At 40.5% G+C, this 15,349-nt stretch carries 18 protein-coding genes and 1 tRNA gene; 5 read left to right on the plus strand and 14 right to left on the minus strand.

Going from position 1 to position 15,349, the window contains the following annotated elements; translation table 11 throughout:
- Positions 1-231: 231 nt before the first annotated feature.
- A tRNA-Met gene (locus AC13CC_RS05610) sits at positions 232-305 on the minus strand.
- A 138-nt stretch (positions 306-443) separates the two neighbouring features.
- On the opposite strand from AC13CC_RS05610, the gene AC13CC_RS05615 reads away from it, so the two are divergent.
- Positions 444-827 carry an START-like domain-containing protein gene (locus tag AC13CC_RS05615; RefSeq protein WP_326279958.1) on the plus strand — a complete coding sequence of 128 codons (384 nt, stop codon included), beginning with the start codon at positions 444-446 and terminating at the stop codon, positions 825-827.
- Between the two features lie 54 nt (positions 828-881).
- Positions 882-1,727, plus strand: a complete 846-nt coding sequence (locus tag AC13CC_RS05620) for an aminotransferase class IV (protein WP_326279961.1) — start codon at positions 882-884, stop codon at positions 1,725-1,727.
- 1 nt (position 1,728) lies between these two features.
- On the opposite strand, the gene AC13CC_RS05625 is transcribed toward AC13CC_RS05620, so the two are convergent.
- From AC13CC_RS05625 to AC13CC_RS05645, 5 genes are all read right to left on the minus strand, one after another.
- Positions 1,729-2,289, minus strand: coding sequence for a YqgE/AlgH family protein (locus AC13CC_RS05625; RefSeq protein ID WP_014034237.1), 561 nt, complete (start codon positions 2,287-2,289; stop codon positions 1,729-1,731).
- Positions 2,290-2,411: 122 nt separating this feature from the next.
- Positions 2,412-2,684, minus strand: a complete 273-nt coding sequence (locus AC13CC_RS05630) for an HU family DNA-binding protein (protein ID WP_014034238.1) — start codon at positions 2,682-2,684, stop codon at positions 2,412-2,414.
- Positions 2,685-2,860: 176 nt separating this feature from the next.
- Positions 2,861-3,823: a methionyl-tRNA formyltransferase gene (gene fmt, locus AC13CC_RS05635; protein WP_326279966.1), complete on the minus strand. Its 963-nt coding sequence runs from the start codon at positions 3,821-3,823 to the stop codon at positions 2,861-2,863.
- Positions 3,804-5,696: a RecQ family ATP-dependent DNA helicase gene (locus AC13CC_RS05640; protein ID WP_326279968.1), complete on the minus strand. Its 1,893-nt coding sequence runs from the start codon at positions 5,694-5,696 to the stop codon at positions 3,804-3,806. The genes fmt and AC13CC_RS05640 overlap by 20 nt, the downstream gene beginning before the upstream one ends.
- Positions 5,696-6,259 carry an AAA family ATPase gene (locus AC13CC_RS05645; RefSeq protein ID WP_326279970.1) on the minus strand — a complete coding sequence of 188 codons (564 nt, stop codon included), beginning with the start codon at positions 6,257-6,259 and terminating at the stop codon, positions 5,696-5,698. Before AC13CC_RS05645 ends, AC13CC_RS05640 begins: the two co-directional genes overlap by 1 nt.
- 89 nt (positions 6,260-6,348) lie before the next feature.
- On the opposite strand from AC13CC_RS05645, the gene AC13CC_RS05650 reads away from it, so the two are divergent.
- The 3 genes from AC13CC_RS05650 (at position 6,349) to murA (ending at position 8,692) form a co-directional block, all read left to right on the plus strand.
- On the plus strand, positions 6,349-6,636 hold the full coding sequence (locus AC13CC_RS05650; RefSeq protein WP_293162717.1) for a DUF493 family protein: 288 nt from the start codon (positions 6,349-6,351) through the stop codon (positions 6,634-6,636).
- 82 nt (positions 6,637-6,718) lie between these two features.
- Positions 6,719-7,369, plus strand: a complete 651-nt coding sequence (locus AC13CC_RS05655) for a DUF4290 domain-containing protein (RefSeq protein WP_326279972.1) — start codon at positions 6,719-6,721, stop codon at positions 7,367-7,369.
- Positions 7,370-7,384: 15 nt separating this feature from the next.
- Complete coding sequence (gene murA / locus AC13CC_RS05660) at positions 7,385-8,692, plus strand: UDP-N-acetylglucosamine 1-carboxyvinyltransferase (protein ID WP_326279974.1); 1,308 nt, start codon at positions 7,385-7,387, stop codon at positions 8,690-8,692.
- Here the strand turns inward: murA and AC13CC_RS05665 are convergent, their stop codons facing one another.
- The 8 genes from AC13CC_RS05665 to AC13CC_RS05700 form a co-directional block, all read right to left on the minus strand.
- On the minus strand, positions 8,693-9,103 hold the full coding sequence (locus tag AC13CC_RS05665) for an SRPBCC family protein (RefSeq protein WP_326279976.1): 411 nt from the start codon (positions 9,101-9,103) through the stop codon (positions 8,693-8,695).
- A gap of 18 nt (positions 9,104-9,121) precedes the next feature.
- Complete coding sequence (locus AC13CC_RS05670; RefSeq protein ID WP_326279978.1) at positions 9,122-9,616, minus strand: SRPBCC family protein; 495 nt, start codon at positions 9,614-9,616, stop codon at positions 9,122-9,124.
- 2 nt (positions 9,617-9,618) lie between these two features.
- On the minus strand, positions 9,619-9,948 hold the full coding sequence (locus AC13CC_RS05675; protein ID WP_482876478.1) for an ArsR/SmtB family transcription factor: 330 nt from the start codon (positions 9,946-9,948) through the stop codon (positions 9,619-9,621).
- A gap of 150 nt (positions 9,949-10,098) precedes the next feature.
- Positions 10,099-11,100 carry a pirin family protein gene (locus tag AC13CC_RS05680; protein WP_326279982.1) on the minus strand — a complete coding sequence of 334 codons (1,002 nt, stop codon included), beginning with the start codon at positions 11,098-11,100 and terminating at the stop codon, positions 10,099-10,101.
- 149 nt (positions 11,101-11,249) lie between these two features.
- Positions 11,250-12,677: an amidohydrolase gene (locus tag AC13CC_RS05685; RefSeq protein WP_326279984.1), complete on the minus strand. Its 1,428-nt coding sequence runs from the start codon at positions 12,675-12,677 to the stop codon at positions 11,250-11,252.
- A gap of 95 nt (positions 12,678-12,772) precedes the next feature.
- Positions 12,773-14,086, minus strand: coding sequence for a cryptochrome/photolyase family protein (locus AC13CC_RS05690; RefSeq protein WP_326279986.1), 1,314 nt, complete (start codon positions 14,084-14,086; stop codon positions 12,773-12,775).
- On the minus strand, positions 14,086-14,778 hold the full coding sequence (locus AC13CC_RS05695) for an SDR family NAD(P)-dependent oxidoreductase (protein ID WP_326279988.1): 693 nt from the start codon (positions 14,776-14,778) through the stop codon (positions 14,086-14,088). The genes AC13CC_RS05690 and AC13CC_RS05695 overlap by 1 nt, the downstream gene beginning before the upstream one ends.
- Position 14,779: 1 nt before the next feature.
- Positions 14,780-15,277, minus strand: coding sequence for an SRPBCC family protein (locus AC13CC_RS05700; RefSeq protein WP_326279990.1), 498 nt, complete (start codon positions 15,275-15,277; stop codon positions 14,780-14,782).
- Between the last annotated feature and the right edge of the window lie 72 nt (positions 15,278-15,349).

The raw sequence follows: 15,349 nt of genomic DNA on the forward strand, positions 1-15,349 counted from the left end.
GCTTGGCAATATCGAAATGGGTAATCAATAGTTCGGGAAGGAGAACCTTCAGTAGGTCAATGTATGGATCCAATACGGTCAGTTTTTAAAACAAAGTTCAAACTATAAATTCAATTTACACACAACTTTTGAGATTGACCCGTTTAAATGGATGAAGTTAGGAAAAAAAGAGTATTGGAAAAAAAAAGAAAGTCATCCAACTGAAATACAGTTAAATGACTTTGAAATTTGTAGCGAGAGGGGGACTTGAACCCCCGGCCTCCGGGTTATGAATCCGACGCTCTAACCAGCTGAGCTACCTCGCCATGGTTTTGCTAAGCGGGTGCAAATATATGTTTAAATTTTCGCTGAATCAAAATTCAGGATTAATTTATTATTTGACATTTATTTTTATATCTTCCCAAACTATACTAAAGTTGAAAAACGATTTAAAGAACACGACAATGAGTGATAAGGTTAAATTTGAACTGGAGTTTGTGATCCAGGCTTCACCTCAGTTGCTTTACCAATATATTTCCACACCCTCGGGACTATCTGAATGGTATGCCGACAATGTTAATTCCCGTGGGGAAATGTTCACATTTATTTGGGATGGTGCAGAAGAGAGAGCAAAAATGCTCAAGCGTAAAAGTGAGGAATTTGTGAAATTGGCATGGGAAGAAAGTGAGGATGATTCCTTTTTTGAAATGCGTATAATAGTTGATGAGATTACAAAGGATGTATCCCTATTTATAACAGATTTTGCAGAGGAAGACGAAGTAGATGAATCTAAAATGCTGTGGGAAAACCAAGTATCCGACCTTAAACAGGTCCTTGGATCTACCTAGTCCGATTCTCAACTAAACCGTATCTTTGGTCCCGATAAAATTCGGGACTTTTTTATGGTCAATTATAACGGAGCACTTTTAGCGGAAGACAAGGCAATTTTCACCCACAACAACAGAGCCCTCAAATATGGCGATGCCCTTTTTGAAACGGTTCGTTATGTGAACGGAACCCTTTTTTTTTGGGAAGATCACTACTTTAGGTTAATGGCTTCCATGCGTATCCTGCGTATGGAAATTCCTATGGAATTTACCTTGGAGTTTTTGGAGGAGGAAATTAAGAATACCATTAAAGCCAACGCACAGGAAAATGGTGCGGTTCGCGTTCGCTTAACGGTTTTTAGAAACGAGGGAGGCTTGTATACCCCAAGCACCAATGATGTTTCCTACCTTATTGAGACCAGCCCTATGGAGTCCCCTTTTTACATTATTGAAGAGGGAGACTACGAGGTTGAATTGTTCAAGGATTATTATGTAAACAAGGACATGCTCTCCAATCTAAAATCCACTAACAAAATATTGAATGTGGTGGCAGGAGTTTATGCCCAAGAAAATGGGTATGCCAACTGTTTATTGGTCAATACCGACAAAAAGGTGGTCGAGGCTATAAATGGAAACCTTTTTTCAGTGAAGGGCAAGGAGATAAAAACACCGCCTTTGAGCGATGGTTGCTTGGATGGCATTATCCGAAAAAACCTTATGAAAATCATCGCCGGTACCGAGGAACTTGATTTGGTAGAAGCATCCATTTCCCCTTTCGAACTTCAAAAAGTGGATGAACTGTTTATCACCAATTCCATTGTGGGCATACAGCCTATCAGCAAATACAGGAAAAAGAAATTTGATACCAAAGTGGCCACGAGTTTGGTTGGAAAGTTAAATGCCAAAGCTCGGATTGGATAGTTTAGTTGAGCGAGGGATTTTCAGGAGCATTCGACCACAGAAGATAATCTCCCCCCAATTCTACCATTTTCTCTTTCCAAAAAGCATAGGCAGATTTTTCCAGAATATTGCTTTCGTACTCATTTGGGAGCACTACCCACGATTTGGAAGAAAGTTCTTGGTCCAATTGACTGGTGCCCCAGCCGGAATATCCCAAGAAAAACCGGATATCCTGTTCGGTAATTGTTCCACTATTGATAAGTTCTACGGTCATTTCAAAATTACCGCCCCAAAAAATACCATCAGAAATCTCAATACTGTTTTCAATAAGTTCTGGTACTTTATGAATAAAGTATAGGTTATCCTGCTCCACTGGACCGCCATTAAATACTTGAAAAGGGATTGTAATGTCAGAAATAAGGTCGCAAATGGTATAGTCTAAAGGTTTGTTTAAAATAAAGCCCACCGAGCCTTCGTTATTGTGCTCAGCAATAAGTACTACCGACCTATTGAAAGAAATATCACCCGTAAGTGAAGGTTCCGCAACAAGCAAATTTCCTTTTTTTGGCTTTTGACTTACCATTCTTGTAATTTCTTGTATTTAAATTTAACATATTATTTAACATATACAAAAAAAACAGATACCATATAAACTAAAAAAGCACCCCAAAAAGGAGTGCTTTCGTATATTAAATAAATAATTGATTAGTTTACTGCACCGCTCAATTCAGCACCTGCTTTGAACTTTACAACGTTCTTAGCGGCAATCTTAATGGTAGCTCCAGTTTGTGGATTTCTACCTTCTCTAGCACTTCTTTTGGAAACTGACCAAGAACCAAAACCTACCAAGGAAACTCTGTCTCCTTTTTTAAGCGTTCCTTCTACATTTCCCAAGAAAGATTCCAATGCTTTTTTTGCTGCTGCCTTAGTGATGCCAGCATCAGCTGCCATAGCATCGATTAATTCTGTTTTGTTCATAATGGAATTAAATTAATTGTTGTTAATATAATTTTAATGCTGAACAAATTTATATGGATTTGCCAGTCACGCAAGTAAAACCAAGGGAAATAGGGGTTTTTGTTGATAACTTGAAACGTTTGTTGATAAAGTCGGAAAAAAATGACAACTTTTCCCAGCCCAATCGTGGCAAGGCTTTAGCGAAGATGTGCTTCTTTATCAAGATTCAACCCGTTCAAAACCTCCATTATTTGCATTCTTCGCTTTCCCGGAAGTTGCAATTGCAATAAAGAAATATAGCCTTCTTTTACGGCAACTTTCAACGATTTTTTCGCTACCACTAGCTTTCCAACGTTGTAGTCGTGTTCGGCCTGTTCCGTTTTGGTTTTAAAAATCTTCATTTGGTCGGCCTTTCCATCATTTACAAATTGTGTCCAAGCTCCAGGATAGGGACTCAATCCTCGAATATGATTATAAATATCCTTTATAGGTGCATTCCAATCAATTCGGCAGGTATCCTTATGGATTTTTGGTGCAGGTTTAAGTTCCAAGCTTTCATCTTGTGCTTGCCTTGTTACGGTTCCGGCTTCAATCTGTTTGCAAGTATCCACCACTAAATCGGCACCGAGCTCCATTAACCTATCATGCAAGGTTCCTGCACTGTCATTGGGCAGTATTTTTTCTGTTTTTTGAAGTACGATGTTTCCCGTGTCAATTTTTTCATCAATAAAAAAGGTAGTGACACCTGTTTCCGTTTCTCCGTTTATTATCGCCCAATTGATTGGCGCCGCACCGCGATATTGGGGCAGGAGGGAGGCATGAAGGTTAAAGGTACCGTGCTCTGGCATTTGCCAAACTGCTTTGGGCAGCATCCTAAAGGCCACGACCACCTGCAAATTGGCGTCGAGGCTTTTGAGTTCATCCAAAAAAGCTGCGTCCTTTAAGTTGGTGGGCTGCAATACCTTTAAATTATGTTGCACCGCAAATTGCTTTACGGCAGATTCTTGAACCTTACGGCCACGGCCTGCGGGCCTGTCCGGTGCGGTAATGACACCAACTACATTAAAATCGGCTTCCAAAATCTTTTTGAGGGTACCCACGGCAAAATCCGGAGTGCCCATAAATACAATGCGCAGGGAATTATTTTTTGATGTACTCATTCTTAAAATTTAGGGAGACCAGCTCATCTTCCAGCAGTCTTTCCAATGTTTTTAAAAGTTCTTTTTCGTTTGCCCCAATTGCTTTTTCCAACTGCCGGGAACTGTGGGGGCGAATTTCCAAAAGCTCCATAATTCTTTTCTCCAAATCATAAGGAGATGCTACCTTTTCTTTCTTGGTACAAATATCGCATGTACCGCACTTTTCTGCAGTCTTTTCTCCAAAATAATTCAGTAAGTAAATATTACGGCATACCTTTTTATTGGAAACATAGCCTAGCATAGCCGCCATGTTGTTCTGCTTCACCTGATTGAAATCCTTGATTTTTTTGGCAAATAGGTTAATGGTATGATCATCTTCCCTAGGTACCAAAAAAGTAACTTCTAAATCGCTTGTATTGTTTTGATATTCCACAATGCCATCGTCGGCGAGTTGTTGGAGAATTTTTTTTAAGTACTCCTCGCTCGCCCCAGTTTTTTTGGACAACATGTACAGGTTAATTTTTGTATCATATTCGGTAATGCCCCCGTATGTGCGCAAAATGGTCTGTATTATCGGGGCAGTTTTCCTGTTTTTGTCCAAATATTCAAATATCCCGGATTTGGAGGCTACAAACTGAAGGGTGGTTTTCTCCTTAAAATTTTCAGCAAGCGATAAAACGGAATTCTGATCCAAAATGCGGATGGCATTAAAGGTCAAGTTTGGGTTAAACTCGTACCGTTTGCAAAACGCATTGAATTCGAAGGCCAAAGGCTCCGAGACCAATTCACCATAAGATATTTGGAAATAGTTGTTGAGTTTGGAATATACTTTTTTAACGAAGGCCACATCGGGCAAGGTGGACAAGAACTGTTGCTTTGCTTTATCCTTGTCCTCTTTTGAAGTTAAAATAATGGCTGTGGATGGTTTACCGTCCCGTCCCGCTCTTCCCGCTTCTTGAAAATAGCTTTCCAAACTATCGGGTATATGATAATGGACTACCAAACGAACATCGGGTTTGTCCACCCCCATGCCAAAAGCATTGGTGGCCACCATGGCCCTTACTTTAAAGCTTAACCAAAGGTTAAGTTTTTCTTCTTTATCGGATTTTGGAATTCCACCATGAAAGAATGAAGCAGAAATACCATTCTTGACTAAAAAATTGACCAAGGAAATGGACATTTTTCTGGAGCGAACATAAACAATGGCACTTCCAGGGACTTTGGCCATGTATTTTTTAAGCTGATACAATTTGTCCTCGGAACGCTTTACCCTAAAATTAATGTTGGAGCGGGAGAAAGAATCTTTGAAAATCACCACATTTTCCAATTCCAAGTTTTCCACAATGTCGTTTACCACTCGTGGGGTAGCCGTTGCCGTTAAGGCGATAATCGGTTTATTGGGCACCAGTTCCTTTAAAATGGCACATTCGAGATAGGCAGGTCTAAAATCGTTTCCCCATTGCGATATACAATGGGCCTCATCAATAGCAATAAGGTTGATATTCATTTGTGGGATGCGCTCCTGTACAATGGGTTGTTGTAACCTTTCCGGCGACAGGTACAGGAATTTGTAGTTGCCATAAAGGCAATTGTCCAAAAGGTCATTTAGCTCATCTGGGGGAATGCCGCCAGTTAGGGCAACAGCTTTAATGTTCCTTTTCTTTAGTTGCGCCACTTGATCTTGAATTAGGGCCACCAAAGGTGAGATTACAATACAGATGCCTTCCATGGCCAATGAAGGAACTTGGTAGCAAATGGATTTACCACCACCTGTGGGCATTAAGGCCAAAACGTCTTTGCCCGAAAGTACGTTATCTATAATTTCCTTTTGGGGTCCTCTGAAATCATCATAACCCCAAAATTTTTTTAAAATGCTTGTGGTGTCCTTATGCACTATAATTCATTAAGTGTTTCCAAAATAAAATCAATCCGATTTGGGACTGCATCTTTTGGCACTTCGATGGGGTTATAGCCAAATTGGGTGTATGTTTTCATCAAGGAATGATGGATGCTTTCGGCTTCCTCAAAGGTTTCCAATCTTTCGTTGTCGGAAACATATATCTCTTGCCATGGGGGAACAATAAAAACAGAATCATATCTGTGGTTCTCGCAATGGGAAATAAAGTGTTGGTCGTAGGTCTGACCAAAAAAGTCCATATAAGCGAGCACATCTGGGATGCCCCGATCAAAAAAACTTACGGGAACATCTATTTTTAAGGACTGTTGGAAATGTGCGGTTCTGCCCTGAAGCAAATCTTTGTTGAACTGCATGGCATCGTCAACAAACACCAAAGGGTTGGAAATATATTCCTCGGACTGCCCTTCTTGCTTGGCTTTGGAGGTCATATCCCGAATAATTTCGTGAAAACAATAAAAACCCTTGCTTTCCAATCCATTTACTATGGATGTTTTGCCCGTTCCGGGTGCTCCCGTGATAACTACCTTATTCTTGCCCAAAGACCTTAAAATTAATTATACAAAGTAATGAAAACGCCAGAAGGAAAAAAAATTCTAGGTTAAGCCATATATTTGTAGAAAAATGCGGCATGGATAAAAAGAGTACAGAGGAGTTCTATACAAAGCTTAGGGAAAAATTATTGGAGACCACAAATTGGCCATCCGATTATCTCTATAAATTTATAGTGCCTACGGATGAAAAGCGCATAGCCCAGATAAATAAGATTTTTGATAACACTGGTGCGGTTATTGAATCCAAAAAGTCAAAAAAGGGTACGTACACCAGTCTTTCCGTTATGGTGCATTTAAAAAACCCCGACGAGGTAATAAAAAAATACAAAGAAGTTTCCGTGGTAGAAGGTGTAATTTCCCTGTAAGCCCATTGTTTGCGATAATTTTCTTAATTTGCAGTCGTTAACAGATTGACTTTCCAATAATCAAGTTTCTAAATACATTAATTTGAACGAAGTATACAACTTAGAATACAATACAGAGCGTCCAAAACTCTTTATACCCGAGTATGGTCGCCATTTTCAGAAAATGGTAGATCACGCTGTTGCCATTGAAGACCGAGACGAACGCAATAAAGTGGCGAAATCCATTATTAGCGTAATGGGGAATTTACAGCCCCATTTAAGGGATGTCCCGGATTTTCAGCACAAACTATGGGACCAATTGTTTATCATGGCCGATTTTAAATTGGACGTGGATTCACCTTTCCCGATTACTTCAAAAGAAGTTTTGCAACAACGACCAGAACCTTTGGAATACCCGCAAAACCACCCAAAATACCGTTTTTATGGTAATAATATCAAAAGAATGATTGATGTTGCTGTGAAATGGGATGAAGGGGATATGAGGTCTGGTTTGGAATACGCCATTGCCAACCACATGAAAAAATGTTACTTGGTTTGGAACAAGGATACCGTGGAAGACTCCGTAATCTTCAATCACCTAAAAGAACTTAGTGACGGACAAATAGATTTGGCCAAAAGTGAGGAAAGCTTAACGGAAAGTGGACAGTTCCTTAAAAATAGACCCAGCACTAGATCCAGCAGCAACAATAACAGAGGTAAAAAAGGGCAAAGAAGTCGCAAAAAAAGATATTAAATTCCAAGGGAATAGATGGGTACATTTCGAATAGAGGGCGGACACCAACTACATGGTGAAATTACTCCCCAAGGAGCAAAGAACGAGGCACTTCAGATTCTTTGCGCCGTATTACTTTCAGAAGAGAAAATTACCATAAACAATATACCAGACATTGTCGATGTCAATAAACTGATTGCCCTTCTCGAAGATTTGGGTGTAAAAATCCAGAAAAAAGGCAAAGGCACTTATACTTTTAAGGCAGACGATATCAACTTGGATTATTTACAATCTGCCAAGTTCAAAGAAGATGGAAGGGGGCTTCGGGGTTCCATTATGCTAGTTGGTCCATTATTGGCAAGATTTGGCAAGGGATACATTCCAAAGCCAGGCGGTGACAAGATTGGCCGAAGAAGGTTGGACACCCATTTTGAAGGCTTTATTAAGCTCGGGGCAAAGTTTCGATACAATAAAGAAGAGTATTTCTACGGAGTAGAAGCCGATAAACTGAAGGGTACTTACATGCTTTTGGATGAAGCATCGGTAACCGGTACGGCCAACATTGTAATGGCTGCTGTTTTGGCCGAAGGCACGACTACCATTTACAATGCCGCTTGCGAGCCTTATTTACAGCAATTATGCAAAATGTTGAACCGAATGGGAGCCAAAATCTCTGGAATCGGTTCAAATTTGTTGACTATTGAAGGTGTGGATTCCTTGGGTGGAACCGAACATACTATGTTGCCCGATATGATTGAAATCGGTAGTTGGATTGGTTTGGCTGCGATGACACAAAGCGAACTTACCATCAAAAATGTAAGTTGGGACGATTTGGGTCAAATTCCGACGGTTTTCCGAAAGTTGGGAATAAACTTGGAGCGAAGGGATGATGACATCTTTATCCCGAAGCACGAAGATGGCTACGAGATCCAGAATTTTATAGATGGCTCTATACTAACCATTGCCGATGCACCATGGCCTGGATTGACACCGGATTTATTGAGCATCATATTAGTGGTTGCCACTCAGGCTAAGGGAGAAGTTCTCATCCATCAAAAAATGTTCGAAAGCCGTTTGTTCTTTGTGGACAAACTCATTGACATGGGGGCAAAAATTATTCTTTGCGACCCACACCGGGCCACAGTTATTGGGCACGACTTTAAATCAACATTAAAGGCCACCACCATGGTATCTCCCGATATTAGGGCAGGGGTATCCCTTTTAATAGCAGCACTTTCAGCCAAGGGTACTTCCACTATCCACAACATAGAGCAGATCGATCGTGGTTATGAAAACATCGATGAACGCTTGCGTGCCATCGGTGCCAATATTGTTAGGGTTTAACTAATTGGCTTCTGTATAGCTTGCAAAATTGTTTAAAATGGCTTGCCAGCCATTTTTTTGCATTTCCAAAGAGTTATTACTTTCGGCATCAAAGGTTATGGTCACTTTGGTCACTTTATCGTTTCCATCAAAAAGGATAGTAGCTTTTCTACCATCTCCCATGGTATAAGAAATTTTCTTTTCTTTGATTATATCATCGTAAACTGCTTCAAAATCAAATCCGAAACTACCATCTTTAGCTTCCATACGGGCCAAGTAACTGCCCCCTACACGTAAGTCGTTTTCAGCTTTGGGACAATGCCAACTGGGGTCGGCAAAGTTCCATTTGATTATATGCTCTGGAGTAGTGTAGTAGTTCCAAACTTTCTTGACAGGTACGAAAATTGAGGATGCTACGCTTATTGTTTCCATACTGATTTTTTTGGTTATTTATTTGTTTAAAAGTGTGTTCAATCCGTTTAATGCAATGGTGAATCCTTCTTTGAAACCCATTTCAATTATTTTTTCAAGATCGTTCAATGTTTTGTGCTTAATGGTAATATTTACTTTGGTGGTATCTTCTAAGTCCTCAAAATCCAAATTCCATTCAGATTGAGGGAAATCATTGTTGACAATCCTGTTTTCGTCGCAAAAGGCATCTTTAAATTTAAAGTTGTTCTTTGGAGAAATGGACGTAAAGTGCATCAAGGACCAATGTTCCTCGCCATTGGGACCGCACATAGCATAAAACCTGGAACCACCAACTATAAAATCCATGGATTTTGTTTTGGAGACCCATGGGCTTGGAGCCCACCATTGATCCAAGATTTCTGCCTTTGTAAAGGCATCCCAGACCAAGTCTTTTTTGGCGACAAATTCACGTTCCACCAATACTGTATTGTTTTCTTTGTTTACTGTGAAATTAAATAATAGGCTAGGTTTCATCTTTATTGTTTTTGCTTATTCTGAATTTGTGTAAAATAATTGTCGAGCTTACTAAAACGATCTTCCCATATCTTCTTAAACTGCGAGAGCCATTGATCAATTTCCTTCAATTTATCCATTTTTAATTCATAGCGGACTTCACGACCTTTTTGGGTATAAGAGACCAAATCACATTCGTGAAGTATTTTGAGATGTTTTGAAATTGTAGGGCGCGCAGCATCGAAATTTTCTGCTATAGTCCCAGCTGTCATGGCCTGTGAAGCCAATAACATTAAAATGGCCCTTCTGGTAGGGTCTGCAATTGCCTGGAAAGGATCTCGTCGTAATTTCATATGATATGAAGGTATATGGCTACAAATATAAGTGTAGTTAAATGGCTACGCAAATTTATGTGTAAAAAAATCTAAGAGCTGAATTGGTTATTGTACAAGTAATACGCCGTTCATGGAGTAATTAAGTAATCTTGAAAATGTTTAGGAAGATTATTTCTCTACCAATTTTCCATCTGGATAAAGAGCAAAACGTCCTCTATTTTTATCATGGACATTGTCTGGGTGTGGCCATGGCCATCCACCAAATTGGGTAAGACGGTATTCCTCCATCACTTTTTGGATTTCGGCTTGCGTATTCATGACGAATGGACCGTATTTGGCAACAGGATCACCAATGGGTTTACCTTGTAATAACATAAAATGAGCAGTTTCCGAACCAGTTTTAATGCCCACTGCTTCGCTAGGATCCAACACAATCCCAAAGTTAGGATTGATTTTATTGTCACCAATATGAATTTCACTGCCCTCATAAAAGTATAGCACACGATTAACCGATTTGTTTGCTTTTGGCAACATATATTCCGAACCTTTATGGACATGAAGGTTCCAAACGGCCACTTCGTTTTCAGGAGATGCAGCCCAAGAATCAGGAGCGGGTGAAATTGGTGCTACATTTTTATAAGTACCCGCCACTACCTTAATTTTAGCGTTTTCTTCTTCAACGATCGGGATATCTTCATTCCAAAGCATTTTAAAATGAGGGGCTACAAATTTTCCAGCTTTGGGCAGATTCAACCAAATCTGGAACAATTCCAAAGGATTCTCCTCCTCATCTTTTAATAACGGAAACATTTCGGAGTGTTGCACACCTCTTCCGGCTGTCATCCATTGCACATCGCCTTGACCAAATCTACCAGCAGCTCCCAAAGAATCGGAATGATCGCAAAACCCTTTGTTTACAATGGTGATGGTCTCAAAGCCACAATGGGGATGCGATGGAAATCCAGGAATGGTCTGTCCATGGTACATGCGCCATTTTTCGTTGGGGTTGAAATCACTTCCCAAGTTTCTTCCTTTTAGTAAAGATTCATCCGGTCCCATTTCCCCATTGCCTTTTGGGAAGTGGTCCAAATGGTATACACTAAATAAAAAAGGGTCCAAGGTTTGCCATGGAGTGCTTAATGGAAAGGTTTGTAGAACGGGATTTTTCATTATTCAATAGTTATTATTGTCATTCCTCACACGATGTAAGTTTTATATTTAATTAACATTGGATTCCTGCTTTCGCAGGAATGACATGTGCTTTTTGTAGTTCAAAAAGCCTGCTCTTGGCAGGCTTTTCAATCAAACAATAATTAAAATTATTTACCAGGAATTGGTGGTGGACCATCAATCATGGCCTCATATTTTACATCACCTTTTCTGGTGTTATATTCTTCTTTTACTTTTTCTACCAATTTAGGGTCGTCAAAAAGGTCCAACATGGTCATTCCCATTGCCTTGGATGCATAGATCATTCCTTTATGTCCAATGCTCATTCCGCCACAGGCAACAACGGCCCAAGAGTGCCATGGAGTGCCTTTTGGTGCTACGGTTACTCCAAGGTTGATGTTTGGAACGTTCCAGCTTACATCGCCAACATCCGTGGAACCTCCACCTGGAAGCTCTTCGGTTTCTTTCAATGGATGTATCTCACCGTCCATGCCCACCTGTGGTTTTCCTGTAGCTTCTTGAATGGCTTTACCATAGGTAATTTCTTCTTCGGTGTAGGTAATTGGACCTAAAAGCTCTAAATTGTTTTGCATGATTTTACCTCCTTCACGGTTCACCAAGGTCTCATAAATACCAGAAATCAATGAATATTTGTAATCTACATTGGCCATAATGGCAGCTCCTTCTGCCATGGCTTTTACGCGTTCAAAAGTGGGAAGCATCACTTCTCTTTTTGGATCGCGGACCCTGACCCACAAGCGGGCATAATCGGGAACAACATTCACCACTTGCCCACCATCTTGGATATGATAATGGATACGCGACGTTGGTTTGATGTGTTCACGATAGTAATTGATTCCAGTAGTATATAATTCCAATGCATCGGAAGCGCTACGACCATTCCAAGGATCGGAAGAAGCATGAGCGGCTTGACCATAAAACTCGATCATAAAGTCAATTAAAGACAGTCCACTCTGTACATCGGCCTCAATTTCTGCGGATGGGTGCCAGCTTACATTCACATCTACATCGTCCCAAAGACCTGCTTCTACCATCCACACTTTGCCAAAAAACTTTTCTTCTGCAGGGGTTCCGAAGAATTTTACGGTTCCTTTTATGTTTCCGGCTTCTATTTGCTCTTTAATGGCAATGGCAGCACCTAAACTAGCGGCACCGAACATATTGTGTCCGCAGCCGTGACCTGGTTCGCCTTCAATTCTAGGGTCTTTAGTGGGTACTGTGTTCTGAGAAAGTCCAGGAAGTGCATCAAATTCGCCCAATACACTAATAACGGGCGAACCTGACCCATAAGTGGCAGTAAATGCAGTTGGGATATCTGCAACGCCCCGAGTCACGGTCATTCCGTTTTCCTCTGCATAATCAGCTAGTAATTTGGAGGAAACGGATTCTTCAAAGGCAGTTTCGGCCAGTGCCCAAATGGAATCACTGATTTTGATAAGGTTTTCTTTGTGCTTTTCTACCGAAGCGACAACGGCTTTTTTGTCCTTGGTCATCTTTTGGGCGGATAGGTTAAGCGATACCAAGCCCAAAATGAGTAAGGTTGAAAGTTTTTTCATTGTAAAGGTTTTGAGTTAGTTAAATGATATTGATTTTTTCTGTTTTTGGATAAAGCAAAACAGCATCAACAGGAACTAAAATTAACGAAAAAGCATCAACTTACCGCTTCTTTGTAAGTTTTTAAGCATCGTTCGCGAGCCATTTTATGATCGACCATGGGTTCTGGATAACTTAACTCTTGTAAATCGGGCACCCATATGTTGATGTATTTTTTGTCTTTGTCGAATTTCTTGATTTGGGTGGTAGGATTGAATATCCTGAAGTATGGCGCCGCATCTACACCGCTACCTGCCGCCCATTGCCAGTTCCCCACATTACTGGCCAACTCATAATCCAACAACTTTTCGGCAAAATAGGCTTCGCCCCAACGCCAATCGATCAATAAGTGTTTGCATAAAAAACTGGCCACCAACATACGAACCCTATTGTGCATATAGCCCGTCTCGTTCAATTCGCGCATTCCTGCATCTACTAAGGGGTAACCTGTTTCTCCTGCTTTCCATTTTTCGAATTCATCTTGATTGTTGCGCCATTCAATTCTATCGTATTTAGGTCGAAAAGATGCGTTTACGGTATGCGGAAAATGCCAGAGAATCTGCATAAAGAATTCTCGCCAGATAAGCTCGTTCCAAAAGGTTTCGTTCTTTTCACCAATGGCTTTTTTAATCATCCTACGGATTGAAACGGTGCCAAAACGCAAATGTGGTCCCAATCGGGATGTGCCTTTTTCTTTGGCAGGATAGTCCCGTGTGTCCTTGTATTTTTGGATCAGCTCAGAAGAAACCGTGAAATCCGGAACTTTAATGGAAGATTCTTCGAAACCCATATCTTCCAAAGAAAGTTGTGGTAAAGACTTGGTCCGATACAGGTTTTTGCTAAGGTCACTCAGGGTATCGCATTCCACCAAATGGACGGATGGATCAAGGTTTTCTTTCCATTTTCGCATGTACGGGGTGTACACCACGTATGGGTCTCCATCGTCCTTGACAACCTCTTCTTTTTCAAAAATAACTTGGTCTTTAAAAGTGTTGAAGGGGATACCGTTTTCGTTTAGGAGCACTTTTATTTGGGCGTCACGTTTTTTGGCATAGGGTTCGTAATCGTGATTAGCGTATACAGCTTCAATGTCGTAGTCCTTCATCAATTTTTTGAAGACAGCTTTTGGGGCACCATGAAATTGTACAATGCCACTGCCATAACTGGCACTTAGCTGATGGTTTATTTTTTGAATCTGTTCGTGGATAAAAGTTACCCTCGCATCGGTTTTGGGCAGATTTTCCAGTATTTCGGTATCAAAAATAAATAGCGGTAATACTGGAGCATTATTTTGAAGTGCTTGATAAAAGCCAACGTTGTCATCCAATCTTAAATCGCGCCTGAACCAAAAAAGCATGACTTTGTCTTTCATTAACTCACATTTAAACTTGACATTCCTCCATCAACGCCTATTACCTGTCCAGTAATCCATGAGTTATTGGAATCAAGTAAAAACAGTGCCATGTTTGCGATATCTTTTGGAACGCCCACTCTTTTCATGGGATGCCTTTCGGACATCATTTCTTTTTTCTTATCGTTGCTCAACAACCTTTCGGACAACGGGGTGTCCACCAAGGATGGCGCAATCACGTTGACCCTTACTTTTGGGGCATATTCCGCCGCCAGCGCACGTGCGAAGCCCTCGATAGCTCCTTTTGCAGCAGAAACGCTCGTATGGAAAGGCATTCCCGTTCCAACAGCCACCGTGCTGAAAAATACCATGCTCGAACCTTCGTTCATGCTGTTTATGATGGATTTGACCGTTTTTACCAAACCGATAAAGTTGATTTCCATGTCCGTTTGGATGGTATCAACACTCATGGTCTTAAATGGCTTCAGGTTGATGCTACCCGGACAATATACAAAGCTATCCAATTTTTCCGGAATTGCTTTTTCGGAGATGTCCTCGGTTAAAACATCAAAAGGGATATGGGTTACATCCAAATTTGAAAGTTGTTCGCTACTTCGGCTGGCTACATATACATTGTGATCAGTAGATAGTTTTTTGGCCATTTCCAACCCAATGCCGTAGGAGCCGCCAATCAATAATATGTTCTTTTTCATGTTATATTTTTCTAATGCTTAAAAAGTTTTCTTTCCCATCTACTGTACCAAATAGCTCGGCTAGCTTTTTTTCCCGAAACTCAAAAATCTTGTGCAATTGTTTTTTCACTAGAATAGGATGGGTTAGTTGACCTAAAAACCCAAAGGGTAATTTGTAGTCGATAACATCTTCCATCTCGACCCCTTCGGGTACTTCTTTTAAAAAATGCTTATGGTGCCATAGAGCGTATGGGCCAAAGCGTTGTTCATCAACAAAATATTTACCTTCCCGAACATGGGTTATTTCTGTGACCCATTTCGTGGAAACCAAGGGAAATGGTTTTACGATGTATTGTATTATTTGACCTTGGAACATGGGTCTATCGGCACCCGCCAAAATATGGAAACCCATGTGTTTCGGAGTGATTAGGGCCAGATTTTTTGGATTGGAAAGGAAATCCCAAGCTTCTTTTATAGTTATGGGGAGTAGTTGTTTGGACTTTAGTTGATACAGCTGCATTAAAATCATTTTGTACAAAGATAAGACGATAATGTTTAATTAAAAATTAAAAAGATTAAACAAATGTGTATA

The sequence above is a fragment of the Flagellimonas sp. L-11 genome (genome assembly GCF_056857735.1).

What these genes read in the sequence shown, in the direction of transcription:
- murA (WP_326279974.1), top strand. Translation starts at nt 7,385, where the DNA reads ATGGGTACATTTCGAATAGAGGGCGGACACCAACTACATGGTGAAATT.
- AC13CC_RS05675 (WP_482876478.1), bottom strand. Translation starts at nt 9,948, where the DNA reads ATGAAATTACGACGAGATCCTTTCCAGGCAATTGCAGACCCTACCAGA.
- AC13CC_RS05685 (WP_326279984.1), bottom strand. Translation starts at nt 12,677, where the DNA reads ATGAAAAAACTTTCAACCTTACTCATTTTGGGCTTGGTATCGCTTAAC.
- AC13CC_RS05680 (WP_326279982.1), bottom strand. Translation starts at nt 11,100, where the DNA reads ATGAAAAATCCCGTTCTACAAACCTTTCCATTAAGCACTCCATGGCAA.
- AC13CC_RS05700 (WP_326279990.1), bottom strand. Translation starts at nt 15,277, where the DNA reads ATGCAGCTGTATCAACTAAAGTCCAAACAACTACTCCCCATAACTATA.
- AC13CC_RS05630 (WP_014034238.1), bottom strand. Translation starts at nt 2,684, where the DNA reads ATGAACAAAACAGAATTAATCGATGCTATGGCAGCTGATGCTGGCATC.
- AC13CC_RS05690 (WP_326279986.1), bottom strand. Translation starts at nt 14,086, where the DNA reads ATGAAAGACAAAGTCATGCTTTTTTGGTTCAGGCGCGATTTAAGATTG.
- AC13CC_RS05615 (WP_326279958.1), top strand. Translation starts at nt 444, where the DNA reads ATGAGTGATAAGGTTAAATTTGAACTGGAGTTTGTGATCCAGGCTTCA.
- AC13CC_RS05650 (WP_293162717.1), top strand. Translation starts at nt 6,349, where the DNA reads ATGGATAAAAAGAGTACAGAGGAGTTCTATACAAAGCTTAGGGAAAAA.
- AC13CC_RS05620 (WP_326279961.1), top strand. Translation starts at nt 882, where the DNA reads ATGGTCAATTATAACGGAGCACTTTTAGCGGAAGACAAGGCAATTTTC.
- AC13CC_RS05665 (WP_326279976.1), bottom strand. Translation starts at nt 9,103, where the DNA reads ATGGAAACAATAAGCGTAGCATCCTCAATTTTCGTACCTGTCAAGAAA.
- AC13CC_RS05695 (WP_326279988.1), bottom strand. Translation starts at nt 14,778, where the DNA reads ATGAAAAAGAACATATTATTGATTGGCGGCTCCTACGGCATTGGGTTG.
- AC13CC_RS05625 (WP_014034237.1), bottom strand. Translation starts at nt 2,289, where the DNA reads ATGGTAAGTCAAAAGCCAAAAAAAGGAAATTTGCTTGTTGCGGAACCT.
- fmt (WP_326279966.1), bottom strand. Translation starts at nt 3,823, where the DNA reads ATGAGTACATCAAAAAATAATTCCCTGCGCATTGTATTTATGGGCACT.
- AC13CC_RS05670 (WP_326279978.1), bottom strand. Translation starts at nt 9,616, where the DNA reads ATGAAACCTAGCCTATTATTTAATTTCACAGTAAACAAAGAAAACAAT.